This is a genomic window from Shinella sp. GW821-FHT10F02, from assembly GCF_058809275.1.
Genome location: NZ_JBXASL010000001.1, coordinates 213,855 through 234,216 on the forward strand (window position 1 = coordinate 213,855; position 20,362 = coordinate 234,216).

Sequence of the window (20,362 nt, forward strand, 5' to 3'; positions counted from 1 at the left end):
CTATGACACAGACGGCAGACATCGTTATCATCGGTTCGGGCATTGGCGGCGCATCGCTGGCACACAGCCTTGCGCCTTCGGGGCTGCGGATCGTCATCGTTGAGCGCGGTGACTACCTGAAGGACAGTCCGCAAGCGCGCGACGACATCGCGATCTTCCAGAAGGGCTTCTACCGGTCTTCCGAGGAATGGCTTGGCACGGACGGGGCAGGCTTCTTGCCGGGCAACTACTATTACGTCGGCGGCAACTCGAAGTTCTTCGGCGCGGTTATGTATCGCTACCGGCAAGAAGACTTTTCGCCGCGCGCTCACATGGATGGCGCGTCTCCTGGCTGGCCGATGTCCTACGATGATCTTTCGCCCTGGTACGACCAAGCCGAGGCCATCTTCCGGGTGCGGGGATCGACCAAGGACGATCGCACGGAGCCGCGGCACGACAAGCCCTATGCCTATCCGCCCGTGCCGGATGAACAACCGATTGCCGCTATGCGTCGCCGGCTGGAAAAAGCCGGTATCCGCCCCGCGTCCCTTCCGCTCGCAATCGATATCGACACCTGGCTGAAGCGGGCGCCCACCGGCTGGGACGCGTTTCCGAACACGGGGTCGGGCAAGATCGACGCGGAGGTGGGGCCGCTCGCGAGCGCACTCTCCTATCCGAATGTCAGCCTGCTCACTGGCGCGAACGTGACGCGGCTCGAAACCGACGAGAGCGGGCAGCGCGTCGTTGCTGCGGTCCATGTCAAGGATGGTGTCGAGGAGCGGATTTCGGCAGGCCGCTTTGCGGTCGCGGCGGGCGCCGTCCAATCAGCGGCCCTTCTCCTGCGTTCGACCAGCAAGGCTCATCCGACGGGCCTTGCCAACAGCTCGGACCAGCTCGGCCGCAACTTCATGAACCACAATACCACAGCGATGCTGGCGATCGATCCCTTCGCGCCCAATACCAGCGTCTATCAGAAGACCATTGCCTTCAACGACTTCTACAACGAAGACAACGAGTACGGTTTCCCACTCGGCAACGTTCAGCTTCTTGGCCGTATCACGGGGAATATCCTGAAGGCCAATTTCCCCGTGCCAGCGCCGGCCTGGTTCACACGGCTCATGGCACGCTATGCCTATGGCTGGTTCCTGACCAGTGAAGACCTTCCTAATCCCGAAAGCCGGGTGATGGTACGCGACGACCGCATTGTCATGCACTGGATCCGCTCGAACATGCGCGCACACGAGGCGCTGATCGCAAAGACGAAAGCCGTGATGCGCAGGGCGGGTTTCCCGATCGTTTTGACGCATACATTCGGCCGGAAGACGACTTCGCATCAATGCGGCACAGCGCGCATGGGCGCCGACCCGCAGAGCTCCGTGGTCGATCTCAACTGCCGCAGCCATGATGTCGAGAACCTCTACATCACGGACGCCTCCATCCTTCCGACGTCAGCCGCCGTCAATCCGGCGCTCACCATCGCGGCGCTTTCGATCAAGGCCGGCGCCGCCATTGCAAGGGGGCGGTGATGGCGCTTCGCGACATGGTGTCGGCACGTTTCGGAATCCGCCCCCGGCAGCCCGACCTGGTGAACATGTTCGACTATATCGTGGTCGGCGGCGGCTCTACCGGTTGTGTTGTCGCCGCGCGGCTTTCGGAGGATCCGGCCGTGCGCGTGCTGCTCATCGAGGAGGGGCCGCGCGACCTCAACCCCTACATCCACATTCCTGGCGCCTACTACAAGACGGCCCAGGGTGGCCTGCTGAAGCGCATTGCCTGGGAGCCGATGGAAGAGCAGGAGCGCACCGAGACGCCGACAATGGTCCAGGCGCGGGTGCTGGGCGGCGGCAGCTCGGTCAATGCGATGATCTACATCCGCGGTGTGCCGTCGGACTATGAGCAGTGGGTTGGGATGGGGGCCGAAGGCTGGGGCTATGCGGACGTCCTGCCGTACTTCAAGCACGCCGAGGACAACAATCGCTTCTGCAACGATGTCCATGGCGTCGGTGGCCCGCTCGGGGTTTCCGATATCGACCACATCCACCCGCTGAGCCGGGCCTGGCTGCACGCCTGCCAGCAGGCGGGCCTTCCCTACAATCCGGATTTCAACTCCGGCGACCCCGCGGGGTGCGGCCTCTACCAGATCACCGCCCGCAACGGGCGGCGTAGCTCCGCCGCAACGGCCTATCTCAACCCTGCCCGCAGGCGCGGCAATCTTCGCATAGAGACCGGGACGATGGTTGCGCGCGTGCTGGTCGAGAACGGCCGTGCGGTCGGCGTCGAGTGCGTCAAGGGCAAGCGCAGCGTGGTCTACAGGGCGGAGCGCGAGGTCATCCTCTCCGCCGGTGCGATCGGCACGCCCAAGCTCCTGATGCTGTCCGGCATCGGTCCGGCGGACCAGATCCGGCGGCAGGGTATCGCTGTTCATGCAGATCTGCCCGGCGTTGGGCAGAACCTCCAGGACCATACCGAGATTTCGCTGGTCTACCAGCTCAACGGCCCGCACAGCTATGACAAGTACAAGAAGCTGCACTGGAAGGCCGCAGCCGGGCTGAACTATGCCCTGTTCCGCAACGGCCCGGCATGCTCGAACCTCATCGAGGGCGGTGCATTCTGGTGGGGCAACAAGACCGAGGCAACCCCCGACATCCAGTATTTCATGGTGGTCGGCGCGGGCATCGAGGAGGGCGTCGATGCCGTGCCCGGCGGCAATGGCTGCACGGTGAATCTCGGCCAGATCAGGCCGCGCTCCAGGGGTGAGGTGACGCTTGCGAGTGCCGACCCGGCCGCAAACCCGCGCGTTGCGCCACGCTATTTCTCCGATCCCTACGATCTCGATGCGATTACGGACGGCACGATGGCGGCACTCGACATCATGGCGCAGCCGGCGATCGCGAAATATGTGGCCGCTCGAAATACGCCGGCGCCGGCTCTCAGGACGCGCGAGGACATCAGGGCCTTCTGCCTCAAGGAGGCCCATGCTGCCCTGCACCCGTCGGGAACATGCCGGATGGGGCAGGATGAGATATCGGTCGTCGATCCGCAACTGCGCGTTCATGGCATCGAGGGGCTGCGGGTCGCCGATGCTTCGATCATGCCGACGCTGATTTCCGGCAATCCCAACGCCGTCTGCATCATGATCGGCGAGCGGGCGGCCGAGTTCCTGCGAGGTTGAGATCACCCGTGGTGTTCAGTACGGCATAGCGGGAGCTTGACCCGCAAACCTGGGCCCAGGCCCCTTTGGCCGTTATGAAAGTTCGCGGTACGTTCAGACGAGACAAATGCTGCGCGCCGTCAGAAAGCCAACTCAGTCGTCACCGGGAATAGCGTGCTGTAAGCCAATTGGAGAACTTGAGACATGAGATCCCTGCCTTTCGCGTTTCAATGCCTATTAATGCACGAATAGGTATAAAAGCGCAATTCCGTAGTTGCAGTTTTGATACATACGCGTTGTTGCAAATGTCAGGCGTCATCATCTTGCGGGATCAGATTGTGTGCCCGGAGGGCTTCAGGAAGCAGTCCTTCGGAACAGCGCGACGGCTGCGATAATGACGAGGCTGATGAATTGTGCCTGGACGGGAAGACCGACAATGACGACGAAATTGAAGGTCAGCATCAGTATGATCGCGCCGAGCACGCTATTTATCGGCGATCCGCGCCCGCCGGTGAGGGCAATACCGCCGATCACTGCAGCAATGATGGAATCCAGCTCATAGCCCCGGCCGAAACGATGACCAGGATAGCCAGGACGACGAGCAAATTGACCGGGATTCCCGCGACCTGGCCGGTTCCTAGGAAGCGCAGAGCGGCTGGAAGGCTGCCGCCCGGAGCCCCTTGTGTGTAGTAGAAACGGACGCCCTGCAAGACGGTCATCATGGCCAGTGTCGCAAGGAAGGGCGACATATTTCGCTTCACCACCAGGTATCCGTCTATGAGCCCGTTGTGCGCGTAGTCCATCAGCATCAGGACGCCTACTCTTTTGCAGTCCTCTGTAACAAAGCCGATCCCCGATCCAATGGACGTCGCGGGCGTGCGGCGCGTGTAGGCGTGCCCCGGCAAGGGTGACCGATCCGCCTTCCGCCCATCTGGAACCGAAAATGGCATTGCAACCTCCGAACGCCCGGGCCCCACCAGCCCGCCGTTTCCGAGGGTTTCACCGGGATGAAGATCGGAGCTGACATCCCTTACGCGTGGCGCTACGGACGGAAAGGTACACGCCATTCAGCGACTTCACGCTCGGGAAGCCCTTTTCAATCTTGCCGAGTTCCAAAAACACGCCAGTTCCCTTCCGGCTGATATGCGGACGCCGCCCGAAATGGGCGGCGTTACGAGAGGCGCGCTGGATTATTGCCGCAGGTCGACGTTGAACACCTTTGGATCGGAGTTCGCATCGGTCGTGATGAACTTCTTGATCACGCCTTTGTGCTGTGCGGCCTTCTCGACGCCAGCAAAGGTTTTCGGCGCGACGTTTGAGGGCGAACCAGCATGTGAGGACCTGCCGGGCGTACCGGCAGGCCGTTGGTTATGCTGCCTGGCGAACCAGAACGCCGAGCGCCGTGGTGATCAGGCGGGCGAAGGTCAGCGCGCCGATGCCATCGACGTCCCGTTCCGGCATGAACTCGACGAAATCCATGGCGGCGATCCGGCCGCGCGCGGCGGCGCCCTTGATGAGATCGACGGCCTGGTAATAGCTGAGGCCGCCCGGCGCGCGGCCGATGACGCCCGGAACGATCGACGGGTCGAGCGCATCTGCGTCGATGCAGATAATGATGTTGCTGCCTTCCGGGATGAGATCGAGCACGGCGCCGACGCCCTGCCGGTGCAGCTTGTAGGCGGTTACGAATGTGACGCCCCAGGCGAGCGCATCCTCGTAGTCGCTGGTCGCCGCCGAGCCGATACCGCGCGCGCCGACCTGGATGATCCGCTCGACATGCGGCATTTCCGATGCGCGCCGCATGGTGGAGGACAGACCCAGGCGTTCACCCATGTGGATTTCGCGCCAGTCGATATGGGCGTCGATCTGCAGGATCGTGAATTTCTCCCCGCCGGCCGAAGCGCCGATCGCCTCGATCATCGGGATCGGGATGGAATCGTCGCCACCGATGAGCACCGGAACGGCACCGCGCGCCCGCACCTTGCTGACGGCCTCGGCGATCCGCGCGCGGTTGCTGGCGGTGTCGGCTTCGTCGAAGGGCAGGTTGCCGCAGTCGACAGGCCGCAGGTCTGGTGCCGGGAAGACGGGGCCGCCATGGTCGAAATCGTGGCGGTCGACATTGGCGGTCAGCGCACCCGTCGCCTTGCGCAAGGCATCCGGCGCATTGCGGCAATAGGCGCCAACGGAGGCATAGGGTGTCGCGCAGGGCGCGCCGATCAGCGCCACCGGCGCGGACAGCGCATCGAGGTTGTCGCAGGCCGCAAGGCCGAGGAAGGTCGCGGTTTCGGCAGCCGCGCCGAAGAGTGCGCCGAGATCGGGCTTTTCATTCATGGATGGTCCTCCTGTGTTGCGGCGTTCAGCCTGGAATTTATTGATGGATGGGGTGCCGGCGATCAGCCGATCCGGCTTTCGAGATAGCCGGCCCAGCGCCGCTGGACGAGCTGGAAGCCGGAGACCAGCACGAATGTCAGCGTAAGGTAGATCGCGGCTGCCGTCACATAGGGCTCGAACTGGATGTAGTAGTTGAGGGTGATCCTGCGCGCGACGCCGGTCGTCTCAAGCAGCGTCACGGTGCTGGCGAGTGCTGTGGCGTGCAGCATCATGATCATCTCGTTGCCGTAGAGCGGCAGCGAGCGGGTCAGCATGCCGGGAATGAGGATGCGAAAGGCCTGCGCCCGGCGCGACATGCCATAGGCCCGCGCCGCCTCGATCTCGCCCACCGGAATGTGACGCAGTCCGCCCGCGAAGATCTCCGTGCTGTAGGCGGTCGTGTTGAGCACGAAGGTGAGCAGCACGCAGACCATGGGGCTCGAAAGCCACGGCCACAACACGCTGGTGCGGATGAGCTCGAACTGGGCGAGGCCGAAATAGACGAGGAAGAGCTGCACCAAGAGCGGCGTGCCGCGGAAGACCAGCGTGTAGCCGAGGATTGCGTAACGCACCGCCGGAACCCGGCTGTTGCGCAGGAAGGCCAGCGGCACGGCGAGCACGAAGGACAGGGCCAGCGAAACGACCGCGAGAAGCAGCGTCAGCTTTGCTCCTTCGGCGTAGAGGGGAAGGTTTTCGGCGATGACGTCCCAATTCATGGCGCAAGCTCCCGAAGGCCGATCTCGAAGCGGCGCGCCAGCATCGCCAGCAGGATGAGGGAGAAGACGGTCACGAACAGATAGAACCCGGCGGCGATGAGGTAGAAGGTGAAGGGCATGCCAGTCGCCTCCGCGGCGCCCTTTGCGCGAAACATGACGTCCTGCAGCCCGATCAGCGACACCAGCGCCGTCGCCTTGGCGAGCACCAGCCAGTTGTTGGTGAAGCCGGGCAGGGCGAGACGGATGAGCTGCGGCAGGATGATGCAGACGAACATGCGCCGCCGCGTCAGGCCGTAGGCGATCGCCGCCTCGATCTGCCCCTTGGGAATGTTCTGCAACGCCGTCTTGAACGTCTCCGTCATATAGGCGCCGAAGATCAGCCCGAGCGTGGCGATGCCGGCGACTATCGGGGAGAATTCGACGCGCGCGTCGATACCCATCGCGTCGATCCACTGGTTGAGCAGAGCCGGCAGGCTGTAATAGATCAGCAGCATGACGACGAGGTCCGGAATGCCCCGCACCACGAAGGTGTAGGCCGAAGCGATCGTCCTGAGCAGCCGGTTGCCGGAAAGCTTGGCGAAGGCGGCCCCCATGCCGAGCGCCGTCGCCACGACGAGCGAGGCCACGGCCAGCAGCAGGGTCGTCGACCCCGCTGCCAGGATCGTCGCGGTGAATGCGGCGACCATGCCGGTCATTGACCGAAATATTTGGCGTTGATGGCGTCGAGCTTGCCGTTCTCGCGGATGATGGCGAGCCCCTTGTTGACACTCTCGACGAGGGCCTCGTTCTTCTTGTTGATGGCGATCGCCACCCCTTCGCCGAACTCCTTGGCGTCCGCGCCGGTCAGTTGCGGCCCGACCAGCTCGAAATCCTTGCCCGCATCGCTGTTCAGGAAACCGTGGATGATCTGGGCCTGGTAGCTGATATGCAGATCGGCACGGCCGGCCGTAAGCTCCAGATAGGGCGCACTGCCGGTGTCGTAGCGCGTGATCGTCGCCGTCGGATAGTGGCTGGTGATATAGGCATCCATCGGCGTGCCGGTCTGCACGGCGATCGTCTTGCCGGCGAGCCCTTCGGGCGTGATGTCGAGCGCGGCACCCTTCCTGGCGACGAAACGGAAGATCGGGCGGTCGTAGATATCGCTGAACGCAATGACCTGCCGGCGCTTTTCGGTGACGGTGAGCTGCGAGATCAGCGCATCGTACTTGCCGTCGATCAGGCCGGGGATCATGCCGTCCCAGGCGGCGTTGAAGATGTTGCAGTCGAGTTTCGCAGCCTCGCAGACGGCCTGCATCAGCTCGATATCGTAGCCGACGAGCTTGCCTTCGGAATCGATATATTCGAACGGCGGGAACGTGGCGTCGGTCGCGATGTCCAACGTTTCGGCGGCGTGTGCCGTCGTCAGGGTCGCGGCCACGATCATGGTGGCGCACAGGGATTTGAGAATAGCCTTCATTGTTCCGTCCTCTCGGGTTTGGTTATTGTCTGGATTTTGGGGATCGCCGGCGTTTAGTGCTGGAGCCGGCCGGCCAGGAACTGCTGCAACCGCGGGCTTTTCGCCTCGCTGAAGATGACGTCCGGCGTGCCTTCCTCCTCCACCCGTCCCTGATGGAGGTAGACGACGCGGCTGGAGGCGTGGCGCGCAAAGCCCATCTCATGGGTGACGACGATCATCGTGCGCCCTTCTTCCGCAAGCGCCTGCATGACGCGCAGGACCTCGCTGACGAGCTCCGGATCAAGCGCCGATGTCGGCTCGTCGAAGAGCATGACGTCCGGGTTCATGCTGAGGGCGCGCGCGATCGCCACGCGCTGCTGCTGGCCGCCGGAAAGATGGGAGGGGTATTTCTCCAGGACCTCATGGTTGAGGCCAACCTTCGCCAGATTGGCCTTCGCCCGCTCGATTGCGTCCTTGCGCGAAAGGCCGAGCACGCTGATCGGGGCCTCGGCGACGTTCGACAGCACCGACATGTGCGACCACAGGCAGAAATTCTGGAAGACCATGGCAAGCCGGCTGCGCATGCGGCGCAACTGGTGCCGGTCGTTCGCGCGCAGCATGCCGTCGCGATCCTTGACCGTCGCCAGCACCTCGCCGTCGATGGCCACGGTGCCGGCACTCGGGCGCTCCAGGAAGTTGATGCAGCGCAGGAACGTGCTCTTGCCGGAGCCGCTGGCACCGATGACGCTGATGACGTCGCCGGCCTTCGCCTGGAGCGAAACGCCCTTCAGCACCTCATGCGCCCCATAGGACTTGTGAATGTCTGTCGCGCTGAGTTTCAGCATCGGATCCCTCTTGGCGAGGCGGCTCGAACCGCTCTTCTGCTCAATTCTTTTGCCATCTAGGGACATGGCTGCATTTTGCGCAAATGACGATTCTTCACCCGATACATGATGTGAAATCATGTATCGGTCGGCCGCGTGTGGCGCAGCCATGAAGTCAATGGAATAATTTATGATTTCCCGTCAGCTTTCGCGTGGGCGAGACCCGTCAGGGAAGAGTGTCCCAGGAGGCATCGCGACCGAAGCGTGCAAGCAGCCAGCGCAGGAAAAGTCGCGTCACGGATCGGCCAAGGCTCGCATTGTTGCAGACCACATGCCAGCCGCCAAAGGCGTCGATGGAAAAGGAGAAGGGTTTTATCAGCACGCCGCGCTTGAGGTCCGACGCCGACAGCGTATCGCTCACCAGCGCGACGCCGGTGCCGTGGATCGCCAGGTCGATCGCCATGCCGAGGTCGCTGCAATAGAGGTGGCGGGCCTGCTGGGCGAGATCAGGCTCGCCCGCCTCGGAAAACCACCGCCGCCATTCGGACCCGTCGTCCCAGTGCAGCAGCAGGCAGTGGCGGAGATCGGCTGGTTGGGTGATCGATCCGCCGATGCGCTCGAACAGCAGCGGGCTGCAAACCGGCGTGACATTGACATGCGCAAGAAGCGCGGACCAGCGGTCCGCCCACCCACCCGGGCCGAAGGAGATGCCGACATCGATGTCGCCGAGTTCGTGCACACGCTGGTTCTCGACCAGGCGGATATGGCATTCGATCGAGGGATGGTCCTGGCAGAAATCGCTGATGTGCCGGGCGAGCCATGTGTTGGCGAACATCGGGGGGCAGGCGACGTCGAGCCGCCCGCCGACCTGGCTGGCGTCGGAGAGGCGCATCGTTGCGGCAAGGATTTCCTGAAGTGCGGCGGACACCGTCTTTGCAAGGATACGGCCCGCATCCGTCAGCGCCACGCCGCGTCCGGCCTTGGCGAAGAGGTCGCAGCCGAGTGCCTCTTCGAGACGGCGGATCTGGTGGCTCACCGCGCTGTCGGTCAGGTGAAGCTCGGCCGCCGCCTTGGCAAGGCTCTGGTGGCGCGCGGCCGCCTCGAAGGTTCGCAGCGTCGGCAGGGGAAGGTTGCGCAGGTCGGCCAACGGAATCAACGAACATGTGAAGGAGGATATTGCGCGCGACGATACGCTCAGTTCTGAGACCGCGCAACGCGCTTCACGGCAACACCAACATGCAGTTGGACGCGACGAGGGAGCCCCACCGCCTCATTTCACCATGAAGCGTGAGCTGAACGGCAGGCTTGCCGCGCCGACCGCCTTGGGGGCCGCTGAGGTCTTGCCGACGATGGCGTCGATGGCGGGGATTTCCCCTCGGACGAGATCGCATAGCGCCGTGCTGATGCTGGCCGGGACGAAGGAGGAGAGCACGACGGTCTTCAGCTCGATGAATTGCAGGAGCGACTGGATCGACCGGACAAGGCTTTCCGCGCAGGCCTGCTGCCAGGTATCGAGGGCCGGTCCCATCGGCGGCCAGCCCTGGTTTTGCGTCCAGAGTTTTTCAAGAATGGCAGCATCTGCCGGTAGCGCGCGTTCGAGCGCCAGCACGCCGACATCGTAGCTGATCGGGGAATTGCCGTTGTAGATCTGGTGGTTGAGCACGAGGCGGCTGTGCAGGCGGGCGCCGAGATAGAAGAACAGGAAATCCTGCAACTGCCGCGCCGCGCCGAACAGGCTCTCGCCGCCGGCGGCAGCCGTGATGTCGTTCTGCACGAAGACGGGAAGGTTGAGTTGTGTTTCCAGATAGCGGTGCAGGGTGCCGTGGTCCGGGCCGGCATGCAGCGGCGGCGTCGGCAATGCGAGACCGACACCGGCGATGCGGCCTTGCCGGCTTTCGGAAAGGCTGGCCACGGCATTGCGGATTTCGAGCGCGAGGCTTTCTGTTGTGTCGAAGGCGCCGGCCGTGCCGTGCGGCATGACATGCTGGTGCTGCACATTACCTATGAAATCGACGACGACGATATGCGTGTTGCGGTAGCCGACGCTGACGCCGACGGAATAGGCGCCTTCGGAATTCAGCATGAGGGGCGTCGTCGGCGGGCCGACGCGGCCTTTTTGCGCCTCACCGCGCACGACGAGGCCTTCCTGTTCGAGCGAGCGCACGATGACCGAAATCGTCTGGGCCGACAGGCCCGTCTTTTCACCGATTTCAAGGCGTGTCGTCGCCTCGTTCTGCAAGAGCAGCGAGAGCACGAGGCGCTCGTTGTAGCTGCGCACGCTCAGCGAATTGAGGCCGCTGGCGCGGTCGGCGATGCGAAGTGGATTGGGGGGTGCAAATCGCATGTCAGGCAAGGGGGCGGTCCTTCCTGCAATGGGCTGCGATCACGCGGGCGGGCTCACGCATCGGGCCACCCGATCGCCAGAACTTCCTGCGCCAGCGCTTCGCCGAGCCTGCGATGCGCCGCCTCGTCGATATGGAAACCATCCGCCGGCGAGCACTGGCAGACCGTGCCGGCATCGAAGAAATGCACCTCCAGCGAATCCGCCATGATCTCGAATTCCAGCGCCAGCTTGCGGGATTTTTCCTGCGCGCCGGAGAAGATTGATTCCCACTCCTTCAGGTCTTCCAGCATCGGCGGCGGTGCGACGATCATGATTTCCGGATCGTGGCCAGCGGGGCCGGGCGAAAGCTCCCGGATGTCGTAGACGAGGCAGCCGATGCCCATGGCCACTTCCGACGGCGGCATGTTGAAGCGCCGCTTCAGGTCATTGGTGCCGAGCATGATGATGATCAGGTCGAGCGGCGCATGGCTTTGCAGGCAGGGGCGCAGATAGGTCCGGCCGTTCTTCAGCGACCCCTCGATCGGGTCGTCGTGCACCGTCGTGCGGCCACTCAGGCCTTCCTCGATGACCTCCCAGTTTTCACCTAGCACGCCTTGCAGCACACCGGCCCACCGCTGTTCGCGGCGATAGCGTTCGAGCGGCCCGCGGCCGGGAATCTGGCCGTGGGTGTTCGAGTCCCCGAAGCATAGAACCGTCCGCGTCACTGTCTCCTCCACCATGCCGGATGATCGCTTTCTCTGGGCCAGACTTCGCATTGAGGCCGTCGATTTGCAAGGACGACCTATTATTCATTCAACATGAATAACTATTGACAGCGCAAACCGCCAGTGATTTTGTGTCGGCCGGAGGAGAGTTTCAGGTCGTTTCAGGGCTGCAGGCGAGTGCCGGACTTCGGTCACGGGCTGTCGATGCCGCATGCCTTCCGACCGGTCTTCCACCGTTGGACCCTGCTTTTGGAGGAGAAGCATGAAGAGCATCATCAGAAATATCGGCCTGTCGGTTCTGCTGGCCGGCGTGGTCTTCGCGCATGGCAGCCTGGCGCAGGACGTGCCCCTGCTCGACGGCGTGACGACGCCCGCGGAAAACAATCCGACGGTGGAGGCCGGCAAATACAAGAAGGACGCGCCCTGGGTCATCGGCATGAGCAGCTTCGGCGTCAACGCCAATACCTGGACGGTGCAGGTGGCGCATGAAGCTCAGGCTGCCGCCGACCGCGACAAGCGGATCACCAAATTCGTGCTGCTCGATGCCGGCTTCGACCAGAAGAAGCAGGTGGCAGACATCGAGGACCTCATCGCCCAGAAGGTGGACGCGATCATCGTCCAGCCGGTCACCTCGACCTCGGCCAATGCCAGCATCGAGAAGGCTGTCGCGGCGGGCATTCCCGTCGTGCTGCATACCGGCCGCATCGAATCCGACGCCTATACGACGGAAATCCAGGGCGGTGCCGAGCATTTCGGCAAGGTCATGGGTGATTTCCTCGTCAAGGAACTCGGCGGCAAGGGCAATATCTGGGTGCTGCGCGGCCTCGCCGGCCATCCGGAGGATACCAACCGCTATAACGGCCTCGTCCAGTCGCTCGAAGGCACGGAGATCAAGATCACCGCTGAGGAGCATGGTGACTGGCAGTATGACAAGGCCAAGAAGGTCTGCGAGACGCTCTATCTCAACGATCCGAACGTCGCCGGCATCTGGTCTTCGGGTGCCGACATGACGCGCGCCTGCGTCGACGTTTTCAAGCAGTTCGGCGCGGCCATCCCGCCGATTTCCGGCGAGGGCAACAACGGCTTCTTCGGCCAGTGGATCGCCGACAATTTCAAGTCGGTCTCCTCCGAATACAGCCCTGCCCAGGGTGCTGCGGGTATCCGCGCGGCCGTTGCCCTCTTGGAAGGCAAGGAACTCAAGAAACACTACGATTACAACCCGCCGGGCTGGGACCTCGAAAAGGTCAAGAAATACTACCGCGACGACCTGTCCGCCAATGTCTGGTGGCCGTCGGAACTCTCCGAAGAGCAGCTGAAGCAGTTCTACGCCAAGCAATAAGCGTGGCCCGCAGGGAGGCAGGCCGATCGCCTGCCTCCTGTCGCGGACACGGAGGGAACCCATGTCGCATCTCATTGAAATGTCGAAGATATCCAAGGCGTTCGGCGGAAGCGTTGCGCTGAGGGACGTGTCGCTGGCGCTCGCGCCCGGCACCGTGCATGCCCTGATGGGCGAAAACGGTGCCGGCAAGTCGACGCTGATGAAGATCCTTGCCGGCGTGCACCAGCCAGACGGCGGCGAAATCCGGCGCGATGGCCGCACGGTCAGCTTTGCCAATCCGCGCGCGGCGCTCGAAGCCGGCATCTCGACGGTGTTCCAGGAACTGTCGCTTCTGCCCAACATGACGATCGCGGAAAACATGTTTTTAGGGCGCGAACCCCTCGGCCGCTTCGGTGGGATCGACCGGCGGCGCATGCGGGAGGAGACGACGGTCGCGCTCGCCCGCCTCGGCCTCGATCTCGACCCGGACACGCTGGTCTCCGAACTCTCCATCGCCGAGCGGCAGTTCGTCGAGATCGCGCACGGCATCGATGCTGATGCCAACATCTTCATCCTCGACGAACCGACCGCTGCGCTGAATGCCGCCGACGTCGAAATTCTCAACCGGCACATTCGCGCACTGCGCGATCAGGGCAAGGCCATCGTCTACATCTCGCACCGCATGGACGAGATTTTCGCGATCTGCGACGTCGTGACAGTGCTGAAGGACGGCCAACTGGTCGGCACGCGCCCGCTTTCCGAAATGACGCCGGGTTCACTGATCGCGATGATGGTCGGCCGCGAACTGGAGGACCTTTTTCCTGAGCGTGATGGTGCGGCGGGGGAGGTGGCGCTCTCGATCTCCGGCCTTCGGCTGGAGCCGGATGCCACGCCGTTTTCGCTTTCCGTGCGCAAGGGCGAGATCGTCGGGCTGGCCGGGCTCGAAGGGCAGGGGCAGCAGAAGGCCTTTCGCGCACTCATCGGGCAATTCGCGCCGGTCGAGGGCACGCTGTCGCGCCGCGGCCAGGATATCCGTCTGCCGCTGCCGAAGGAAAGCGGCGTGCGGCGCTGGCAGGCGCTCGGCGGCGCTTTCGTGCCGGAGGACCGCAAGGACGAGGGCCTGTTTCTCGGTCTCGGCGTCGGCCAGAACATCGCCATGGCGCTGCATGCCGGCCAGCCCGCGCTGAAGGCCGCGAAGCGCTACGGCGAGGTGATCGCCGCGACCATGCGCCGGCTGAACGTCAAGGCGGCGGGGCCGGCAGCCGCCGTCGGCTCGCTCTCCGGCGGCAACCAGCAGAAGGTGCTGCTCGGACGTTATCTCGCGACCGATGCCGACCTGCTCCTCATCGAAGAGCCGACGCGCGGCGTCGATGTCGGCGCCAAGGCGGAAATCTACAAGATCCTGCGCGATTTCGCGAAAGCGGGCGGCGCAGTGCTCGTGCTGTCGCGCGAGACGCTCGAACTCATCGGCCTCTGCGATCGCCTCTACGTGATCCACGGCAATACCGCCGTGTCGGAAATGCGGGCCGCCGAGGCGACCGAGCACGGCATTCTCGACGCGGCCCTCAGCGCATGACGGAACGACCGATGCCCCATTCCTCTTCTCTCGCAAAACTCCTCACCGGCCGCGGCAACCGGCAGGGTCTGTGGCTTTTCCCGCTCGTCATCGCCATCGCGATGGCCCTGTGGCTTGCGACGACCACCAGCCAGTTCGGCCAGTGGAGCAACCTCGCCAACCTCGTCGCCCAGGGCATGCCACTGCTGATCACCGCGGTCGGGCAGATGTTCGTCGTGCTCGTCGGCGGGCTGGATCTCTCCATGGGCTCGGTGGTCAGCTTCACCACGGCGATCCTCGCGCTCGACCTGCCGGGCACTGTAACCATCCCCGGCGTCTTCGTGCTTGCCGCCCTCATCGGCGCCACCAACGGCTACTGCATCACGCGGCTCAACGTGCACCCGATCGTCGCCACGCTCTCCACGCAATATGTCGTGCTCGGCATCACGCGCGTCCTGCGCCCGGTCTCCAGCGGCTCGGTGCCGGATGCGGTGCGCTGGATGGTGGAGGGCTCGATCGCCGGCATTCCGCTGCCGGTCTTCTGGGGCATCGTCACCATCCTCATCGCCTGGAAGCTACTCTACGGCTCGCGTTATGGCCTGCATCTCTTCGCGATCGGCGGCGGTATCGCCTCGGACTCCACCGATGCGGCGCGCAATTTCGGCATCCCGGCAAACCGCAACATCTTGCTCGCCTATGTCGTCTGCTCGCTCTTCGCGGCCCTCGCGGGCGTCTTCCTCGCGGGGCGCATCGTCTCGGGCGATCCGAATGTCGGCCTGCTCATGGAGCTCGATGCCATCACGGCGGTCGCGATCGGCGGCACGCAATTGTCCGGCGGCGTCGGCAGCCTGCACGGCACCGTCATCGGCGTTGCGGTACTGGCGCTCCTCTCCAACGGCATGAACCTGCTCAACGTCACGCCCTTCGTCCAGACGGCGATCAAGGGAATCCTGCTCATGGCGGTCGTGGCGTTGCAGTCGCGCAAGAAGATCGGACTCTGAACCATGTCGGCTCTCGTCAACTCGTCCGTTCTCCGTCGGATTTCCAAGGTCCCACCGTCCTACTACCTGCTGGTCATCCTGCTCGTGATCCTCTTCGTCGCGCGCCCGCAGATGCTCAATGCCAACGTGCTCGGCGTCTTCGTGCGCCAGGTCGTGCCGCTCGGCATTCTCGTGCTCGGGCAGTTGCTGGTCATGCGGGTGAAATCGATCGACCTGTCCGGCGGCGGCATCATCCTGCTGATCAACTATTGCATTTCTTCCGCCATGTTCCCCGGCGCCTCGCTCGGCTTCTTCGCCCTGCTTGCTGTCGCACTCGGCCTTGCCATCGGCTTCTTCAACGGCCTGATGGTGGCCAAGCGCCGCGTTTCGGCGGTCATCGTCACGCTGGCGCTCAGCATCGTGCTCGTCGGCCTCGTGCAATATCTGTCGAGCGGCAAGCCGCCGGGCGATGTGCCGAAAATCTTCGGCGAGCTGTTCAACACCCGCTTTGCCGGCCTGCCGAGCCCCGTCATCTTCTGGATCGCGCTCACAGCGCTGATGGCGCTGCTGCTGTCCCAAACCGTCTTCGGCCGCTTCGTCACCGCCGTCGGCGAGAGCATGCCCGCCGCCCACTTCTCCGGCGTGCCAGTGGAGCGCACCGTGATCCTCGCCCACACGCTCGCAGGCCTCATGGCCGCCATCGCCGCGCTCGTCCAGACGGCCTCCATTGCCGTCGGCAGCGTGCGCGTCGGGCTCGACCTGCCGATCCTGTCGGTGGCGGCCACCATTCTCGGCGGCGTGGTCTTCGGGCGGGGCGAGGGCGGTGTCTGGGGGCCGTTCTTCGGCGTGCTCTGCTTCGCCTTCCTCTTCGTCGTCATGACGATGTTCGGCGTGGGGGATGCGGGCAAGCTCGTGGCCCAGGGCCTGATCATTCTGCTCGCGGCCGTCTTCTACGGCCTGCGCGCCGGAAAATAACCATCAACAGCCATTCAAGGAGGTCGGAAATGGCGGACAAGCGCTCAATCTTGTGCTTTGGAGACTCGCTGACATGGGGCTGGATTCCGGTGAAGGAATCCGCACCCACGCTGCGCTACCCGTTCGAAAAGCGGTGGACCGGTGCCATGGCCGCAAAACTCGGCGACGGCTACCATATCATCGAGGAAGGGCTCAGCGCCCGCACCACCAGCCTCGACGACCCGAACGACACGCGGCTGAACGGCAGCGCCTACCTGCCCTCGGCGATCGCAAGCCACCTGCCGCTCGATCTCGTCATCATCATGCTCGGCACGAACGATACGAAATCCTATTTCCACCGCACGCCCTACGAGATCGCCAACGGCATGGGCAAGCTCGTCGGCCAGGTGCTGACGTCGGCCGGCGGTGTGGGCACGCCCTATCCGGCACCCCGCGTGCTGGTCGTCGCCCCGCCGCCGCTCGCCCCCATGCCCGACCTGTGGTTCGAGGGCATGTTCGACGGCGGCTATGAGAAGTCGAAGGAACTCGCAAAGCTCTACAAGGCGCTCGCTGATTTCATGAAGGTCGAGTTCCTGTCGGCTGGAGACCATATCTCGACCGACGGCGTGGACGGCATCCACTTCTCCGCCGAGACGAACATCACGCTCGGACAGGCGATCGCCGACAAGGTCGCGACGTTGTTCTGAGCAAAGCCACTCCGGCATCTCCCCTGCCGGAGTGGCTCACAGGTTCCGCCGTTGCCGTGCTTGCAGCACATGCTGGACGAGGTCGTGCGCGACCTTGCCGAACGTGCAAGAGCTCAAAACACCGGCGTTCTGCGCGCTCGATAACATGACGCATTTCGAAGAATTGCGGGTGCTGGATTTTACTTGACGACGCTCGCACCGCCGCAGATGGCCATTTCGTCGATAGCGCAGCAACACGTCTTGCTGGCGAACTGCAACTGTGATCTATTTTAGAGGGTATCGTCTTTTGAAGTTTGCCGATAGGCAAAAATGGGGGCTTCATGAGCGTGGCGACTATGGATCAGATCGACGCGGTCAAGCGTCGCGGACGGGGCGCGGCGGCGTGCCGGAGCTTCCCTTACTGCCATCGATGCGTGGTGGAAAGGGAGATGCGTTAGCATGCCGTTTTATCTACATGCCTATATCAAAGAACCCGTAACCGGCGTCGAAAAACCCGTTAAGCTGGACGATCCACGCGTAGGTTTTCGCTACGACCCGCCGCCTGAAGCAGGTTCTGCAAGGAAACCTGCGGCGGCAGCGGCAGCGGCTGTCAATCCGGGTGCGCTGTCTCGGGCAGCGGTCAAGGTGGAGATAGACCGTGCACTGAAGCAATTTCCGCTGCTTCCGGAACCCAAAGAAAAGAAAAGGCTCAACAGCGAGATCAAGAGCCTGCGGCTATGGGCAGCCTATCTTGAAGCGAGGAGCGCTGCTGCCGGCGGTGGCGCCGCTGCAGCAGCGGCGGCTGCGGGCGCTACCGGTACGCCGGACGGAAAGAAGAGAAAGCGCAGCACGACAGGCAAGGCGAGGGGGCCGGCGAGGAAGAAGCAAAAACTTGACGGCTCCAATTCGGCAAGCGTCGACATCAGCCTGATCAGCGCGGAGATCCGAAGCATACAGTCGGAGGACATCGAGGCAGAAATCCAACGCCGATATCGGGAAATGGAACCCGCTCCACAAGATCTGGCAGCGTCGTTCATCCCCTTTGAAAATGGTGAGATTTGCCTCATCCATAGAAACGGCAAGCCCCGGAAACTGCCCGGTGCGGGGAAGTTTGGAATTAACAAGCTTCAGCGGGCAGCATATGCCGGCCTGGCGGTCGATCTCGGTAGCGAGCAGAGAAAAGCTGTGACCTGGGATCTGTTGGCGCATCTCGACGAGTTTCTTGGCGAAATATCTTACAAGATCACGACGGACCCCGATGGCAAGGTGCCTGTCAAGGGCAAGATGCGAAAGAAGGCCGCGGCGTCTGCTGCGGCAGGCCCTGCGGCGGTCCCCGCACCGGCTGCTGCGCCTGCGGCCGCCGTCGATATTACCGTCTTGAGCAGCTTGAAACGCATACCCATAAGCAATGATTCCGCTGACTATGCTTATGACGATTCGATAAAAAAGGCCGCAAAGGACACGTTTCTCCGCACCATGTCGAAAGGTTGGCCGGGAATTTTCAGATGCTTCACTCTGGATTCAGGTGTTGTATTCGGCAATGCGGCACAAGCGAAAAATATACCTGCCAATATAAAACAGTTCTTCTCCCAGCAAAACCAGAAACAGGACGTTTTCCCGATGGAAAAGTTACAGGTCTTGTGGATACCCAACGAGCTGGACGACTATTTCTACGAAGAGCCACATGACGGTACGCGCGTCGTGCAGAAGAGCGGCGAATTTTGGCGGGAAGATTTTCCGACCGGGGACAAGAAGCCAGATTGCTGTGTTTATCGTGTCCTCCGCAACGAACTCTTCGGCCGCGAGTATTGTGCCAGCGTGGCGCCTTCGCCGGGCGGCGGTGGCGGTATGCGCTCAGACAATCCCTGCGAGGCCGACTATCGATGGACGGCGGAAGGGGCCGCGGGGCGATCATTGGGCCTATCTCTTGGTCTTGAGGAAAAATGTCGGATTGCCCCGCCGGCTGATTGGAAGGATTTCGAGGTCCGGTTACCGAAAGCCAGGGAAAGCATGAGAACGGCCGTCACCGCCGGGATGAACAGCGAGATCCGTTACTGGAAGAAGTTCGGCGATAGCCCCGTGCAGGGCAAGAAGAACAGGCCGAAGGAGTCCAGACCGCTGCTCGGGCGTACTCTAGCACGCGCCGACGCCGCAGCGCTCTACACCAAAAAGCGCAAGGGCGGGTGGAGTGGCGCTCGCCGGCCGCCGGTCCCGATCAAGGGTTCGCTCGGCGATCGCGAAGGAGCCGGCGACGTCATGCAGCAGGCTTTCCGCGAACTTGGTATCTTTCCGACGAAGTCTCTGGAAAGCGCCACCGATTTCGCTGTCGAGATGGTGCAGACCGGCAAGGCGAAGCAAGGCTGGGAAAATCTTTCCGCGGGTGTGCAGCCTTGGAAGAGCGCGGTCGCCATGTCGGACGACGGCAAGCCGGACGAGAAGACGGCCGCTTTACGCTCCGCGATTCGTACGGATCAGGAGTGGTGCCATCTGATCGGCCATGGCGATGGTGGTAACGAAACCTTCGAAAATTTCATCAGCGGAAGCCAGCATTGCAACACGGAGCAGCTGGCAATCGAAACCGGGCAACGCACTGGGCGGGCGTCATACAGCGGCGTGGATGAGAGGAGCGGCGAGAAAAAGTCGATCGAGCTCGCCGTAAAAGTAACGGGCTACCTTTTCCCCAGCGATCCGAAGCTGAAGAACGTGAAGTCGATCAAACTTCCTGTAGAGCAATTGAAGCCGCTCAAGCTTCTGAAACCCGATGAGAAGAATCCCACGCCGGCGGCGACGTTGAGCGCGATCGTGCAGGTACTGCAAGCCTATGATGCTTACAAGCAGGCGCTGAACGGCGCTCAGGGCCTGGCGGCGGTCGATCCCGTGAAAGCCCTGCTATCCGACATCAGCAAGCCGACGCTGACGCAATGGCAGGAATTCGAGGAGGAAATGAGAGAGAGCTTTTTGCTTTCGAGATCTCCAAATCAGCTCAATGCCTTCCTGAAGTACAACAAGATGTCCGAGCAGATCATGGAAGAATTGCGCGCCATCCTGTATCTTCCGCAATTGCCTATGGGAAATTTCGTTCGGTACAAGATCTTCTTCAAGAATGAGGAGGGAATGTATCGGAAAATTTTCGACCACACGTTTGACGCGCAGAAGGAGAGCCTGGATTTCTTCGAATACAAAATCATCGAAAGTACCGTTCGGCGCGTTATTGCCGTCGCGGCCGAACGTGAGCACCTCTATCGCGCGGCCATAAAACGGAAAGTCGAGCGGATGGGGATCCAGCTGCCGGCGGCGGCCGCTGCGGCCGCGGCAGGGAGCGCGGATGGCTGATCCGCTCGTCACG

18 protein-coding genes are annotated in these 20,362 nt (G+C 62.8%); 8 read left to right on the forward strand and 10 right to left on the reverse strand.

Features of this window, described 5'->3' with window-relative positions:
* The first annotated feature begins 2 nt into the window (after positions 1-2).
* Positions 3-1,505: a GMC oxidoreductase gene (locus AC1RWL_RS01050; RefSeq protein WP_493093642.1), complete on the forward strand. Its 1,503-nt coding sequence runs from the start codon at positions 3-5 to the stop codon at positions 1,503-1,505.
* A gap of 65 nt (positions 1,506-1,570) precedes the next feature.
* Positions 1,571-3,151 carry a GMC family oxidoreductase gene (locus tag AC1RWL_RS01055; RefSeq protein ID WP_493093863.1) on the forward strand — a complete coding sequence of 527 codons (1,581 nt, stop codon included), beginning with the start codon at positions 1,571-1,573 and terminating at the stop codon, positions 3,149-3,151.
* A gap of 333 nt (positions 3,152-3,484) precedes the next feature.
* Here the strand turns inward: AC1RWL_RS01055 and AC1RWL_RS01060 are convergent, their stop codons facing one another.
* From AC1RWL_RS01060 to AC1RWL_RS01105, 10 genes are all read right to left on the reverse strand, one after another.
* Positions 3,485-3,664, reverse strand: coding sequence for a hypothetical protein (locus AC1RWL_RS01060; protein WP_493093641.1), 180 nt, complete (start codon positions 3,662-3,664; stop codon positions 3,485-3,487).
* Positions 3,661-3,939, reverse strand: coding sequence for a hypothetical protein (locus AC1RWL_RS01065; protein ID WP_493093640.1), 279 nt, complete (start codon positions 3,937-3,939; stop codon positions 3,661-3,663). Before AC1RWL_RS01065 ends, AC1RWL_RS01060 begins: the two co-directional genes overlap by 4 nt.
* A 559-nt stretch (positions 3,940-4,498) precedes the next feature.
* Positions 4,499-5,461 carry an arginase family protein gene (locus tag AC1RWL_RS01070; protein ID WP_493093639.1) on the reverse strand — a complete coding sequence of 321 codons (963 nt, stop codon included), beginning with the start codon at positions 5,459-5,461 and terminating at the stop codon, positions 4,499-4,501.
* Positions 5,462-5,523: 62 nt separating this feature from the next.
* Positions 5,524-6,216 carry an ABC transporter permease gene (locus AC1RWL_RS01075; protein ID WP_493093638.1) on the reverse strand — a complete coding sequence of 231 codons (693 nt, stop codon included), beginning with the start codon at positions 6,214-6,216 and terminating at the stop codon, positions 5,524-5,526.
* Positions 6,213-6,911 (reverse strand): ABC transporter permease, encoded by a 699-nt coding sequence (locus AC1RWL_RS01080; protein ID WP_493158189.1) that lies wholly within the window; start codon positions 6,909-6,911, stop codon positions 6,213-6,215. Before AC1RWL_RS01080 ends, AC1RWL_RS01075 begins: the two co-directional genes overlap by 4 nt.
* Positions 6,908-7,672, reverse strand: a complete 765-nt coding sequence (locus tag AC1RWL_RS01085; RefSeq protein ID WP_493093636.1) for a transporter substrate-binding domain-containing protein — start codon at positions 7,670-7,672, stop codon at positions 6,908-6,910. The genes AC1RWL_RS01080 and AC1RWL_RS01085 overlap by 4 nt, the downstream gene beginning before the upstream one ends.
* Positions 7,673-7,725: 53 nt before the next feature.
* Positions 7,726-8,496, reverse strand: coding sequence for an ABC transporter ATP-binding protein (locus tag AC1RWL_RS01090; RefSeq protein ID WP_493093635.1), 771 nt, complete (start codon positions 8,494-8,496; stop codon positions 7,726-7,728).
* 205 nt (positions 8,497-8,701) lie between these two features.
* Positions 8,702-9,622, reverse strand: a complete 921-nt coding sequence (locus AC1RWL_RS01095; protein ID WP_493093634.1) for a LysR substrate-binding domain-containing protein — start codon at positions 9,620-9,622, stop codon at positions 8,702-8,704.
* A gap of 123 nt (positions 9,623-9,745) precedes the next feature.
* Entirely contained in the window at positions 9,746-10,819 is a 1,074-nt protein-coding gene (locus AC1RWL_RS01100) for an ROK family protein (RefSeq protein WP_493093862.1), read from the reverse strand.
* A gap of 53 nt (positions 10,820-10,872) precedes the next feature.
* Complete coding sequence (locus AC1RWL_RS01105) at positions 10,873-11,523, reverse strand: SGNH/GDSL hydrolase family protein (RefSeq protein ID WP_493093633.1); 651 nt, start codon at positions 11,521-11,523, stop codon at positions 10,873-10,875.
* Between the two features lie 262 nt (positions 11,524-11,785).
* Here AC1RWL_RS01105 and AC1RWL_RS01110 point away from each other — a divergent pair, with 262 nt between their 5' ends.
* The 6 genes from AC1RWL_RS01110 (at position 11,786) to AC1RWL_RS01135 (ending at position 20,349) form a co-directional block, all read left to right on the forward strand.
* A complete protein-coding gene (locus AC1RWL_RS01110) occupies positions 11,786-12,862 on the forward strand; it encodes an ABC transporter substrate-binding protein (RefSeq protein WP_493093632.1) in 1,077 nt (358 codons plus the stop codon).
* 61 nt (positions 12,863-12,923) lie between these two features.
* Positions 12,924-14,417, forward strand: coding sequence for a sugar ABC transporter ATP-binding protein (locus tag AC1RWL_RS01115; RefSeq protein WP_493093631.1), 1,494 nt, complete (start codon positions 12,924-12,926; stop codon positions 14,415-14,417).
* A gap of 11 nt (positions 14,418-14,428) precedes the next feature.
* Positions 14,429-15,397: an ABC transporter permease gene (locus AC1RWL_RS01120; protein ID WP_493093630.1), complete on the forward strand. Its 969-nt coding sequence runs from the start codon at positions 14,429-14,431 to the stop codon at positions 15,395-15,397.
* A gap of 3 nt (positions 15,398-15,400) precedes the next feature.
* Positions 15,401-16,351 carry an ABC transporter permease gene (locus tag AC1RWL_RS01125; protein ID WP_493093629.1) on the forward strand — a complete coding sequence of 317 codons (951 nt, stop codon included), beginning with the start codon at positions 15,401-15,403 and terminating at the stop codon, positions 16,349-16,351.
* A gap of 29 nt (positions 16,352-16,380) precedes the next feature.
* The gene (locus tag AC1RWL_RS01130) at positions 16,381-17,037 is read left to right on the forward strand and encodes an SGNH/GDSL hydrolase family protein (protein WP_493093628.1); all 657 of its coding nucleotides are present in this window, start codon (positions 16,381-16,383) and stop codon (positions 17,035-17,037) included.
* A 438-nt stretch (positions 17,038-17,475) separates the two neighbouring features.
* A complete protein-coding gene (locus AC1RWL_RS01135) occupies positions 17,476-20,349 on the forward strand; it encodes a hypothetical protein (protein ID WP_493093627.1) in 2,874 nt (957 codons plus the stop codon).
* Positions 20,350-20,362 lie beyond the last annotated feature (13 nt).

What these genes read in the sequence shown, in the direction of transcription:
- AC1RWL_RS01135 (WP_493093627.1), top strand. Translation starts at nt 17,476, where the DNA reads ATGCCGTTTTATCTACATGCCTATATCAAAGAACCCGTAACCGGCGTC.
- AC1RWL_RS01125 (WP_493093629.1), top strand. Translation starts at nt 15,401, where the DNA reads ATGTCGGCTCTCGTCAACTCGTCCGTTCTCCGTCGGATTTCCAAGGTC.
- AC1RWL_RS01070 (WP_493093639.1), bottom strand. Translation starts at nt 5,461, where the DNA reads ATGAATGAAAAGCCCGATCTCGGCGCACTCTTCGGCGCGGCTGCCGAA.
- AC1RWL_RS01120 (WP_493093630.1), top strand. Translation starts at nt 14,429, where the DNA reads ATGCCCCATTCCTCTTCTCTCGCAAAACTCCTCACCGGCCGCGGCAAC.
- AC1RWL_RS01100 (WP_493093862.1), bottom strand. Translation starts at nt 10,819, where the DNA reads ATGCGATTTGCACCCCCCAATCCACTTCGCATCGCCGACCGCGCCAGC.
- AC1RWL_RS01110 (WP_493093632.1), top strand. Translation starts at nt 11,786, where the DNA reads ATGAAGAGCATCATCAGAAATATCGGCCTGTCGGTTCTGCTGGCCGGC.
- AC1RWL_RS01085 (WP_493093636.1), bottom strand. Translation starts at nt 7,672, where the DNA reads ATGAAGGCTATTCTCAAATCCCTGTGCGCCACCATGATCGTGGCCGCG.
- AC1RWL_RS01080 (WP_493158189.1), bottom strand. Translation starts at nt 6,911, where the DNA reads ATGACCGGCATGGTCGCCGCATTCACCGCGACGATCCTGGCAGCGGGG.
- AC1RWL_RS01065 (WP_493093640.1), bottom strand. Translation starts at nt 3,939, where the DNA reads ATGCTGATGGACTACGCGCACAACGGGCTCATAGACGGATACCTGGTG.
- AC1RWL_RS01075 (WP_493093638.1), bottom strand. Translation starts at nt 6,216, where the DNA reads ATGAATTGGGACGTCATCGCCGAAAACCTTCCCCTCTACGCCGAAGGA.
- AC1RWL_RS01130 (WP_493093628.1), top strand. Translation starts at nt 16,381, where the DNA reads ATGGCGGACAAGCGCTCAATCTTGTGCTTTGGAGACTCGCTGACATGG.
- AC1RWL_RS01115 (WP_493093631.1), top strand. Translation starts at nt 12,924, where the DNA reads ATGTCGCATCTCATTGAAATGTCGAAGATATCCAAGGCGTTCGGCGGA.
- AC1RWL_RS01090 (WP_493093635.1), bottom strand. Translation starts at nt 8,496, where the DNA reads ATGCTGAAACTCAGCGCGACAGACATTCACAAGTCCTATGGGGCGCAT.
- AC1RWL_RS01050 (WP_493093642.1), top strand. Translation starts at nt 3, where the DNA reads ATGACACAGACGGCAGACATCGTTATCATCGGTTCGGGCATTGGCGGC.
- AC1RWL_RS01055 (WP_493093863.1), top strand. Translation starts at nt 1,571, where the DNA reads ATGTTCGACTATATCGTGGTCGGCGGCGGCTCTACCGGTTGTGTTGTC.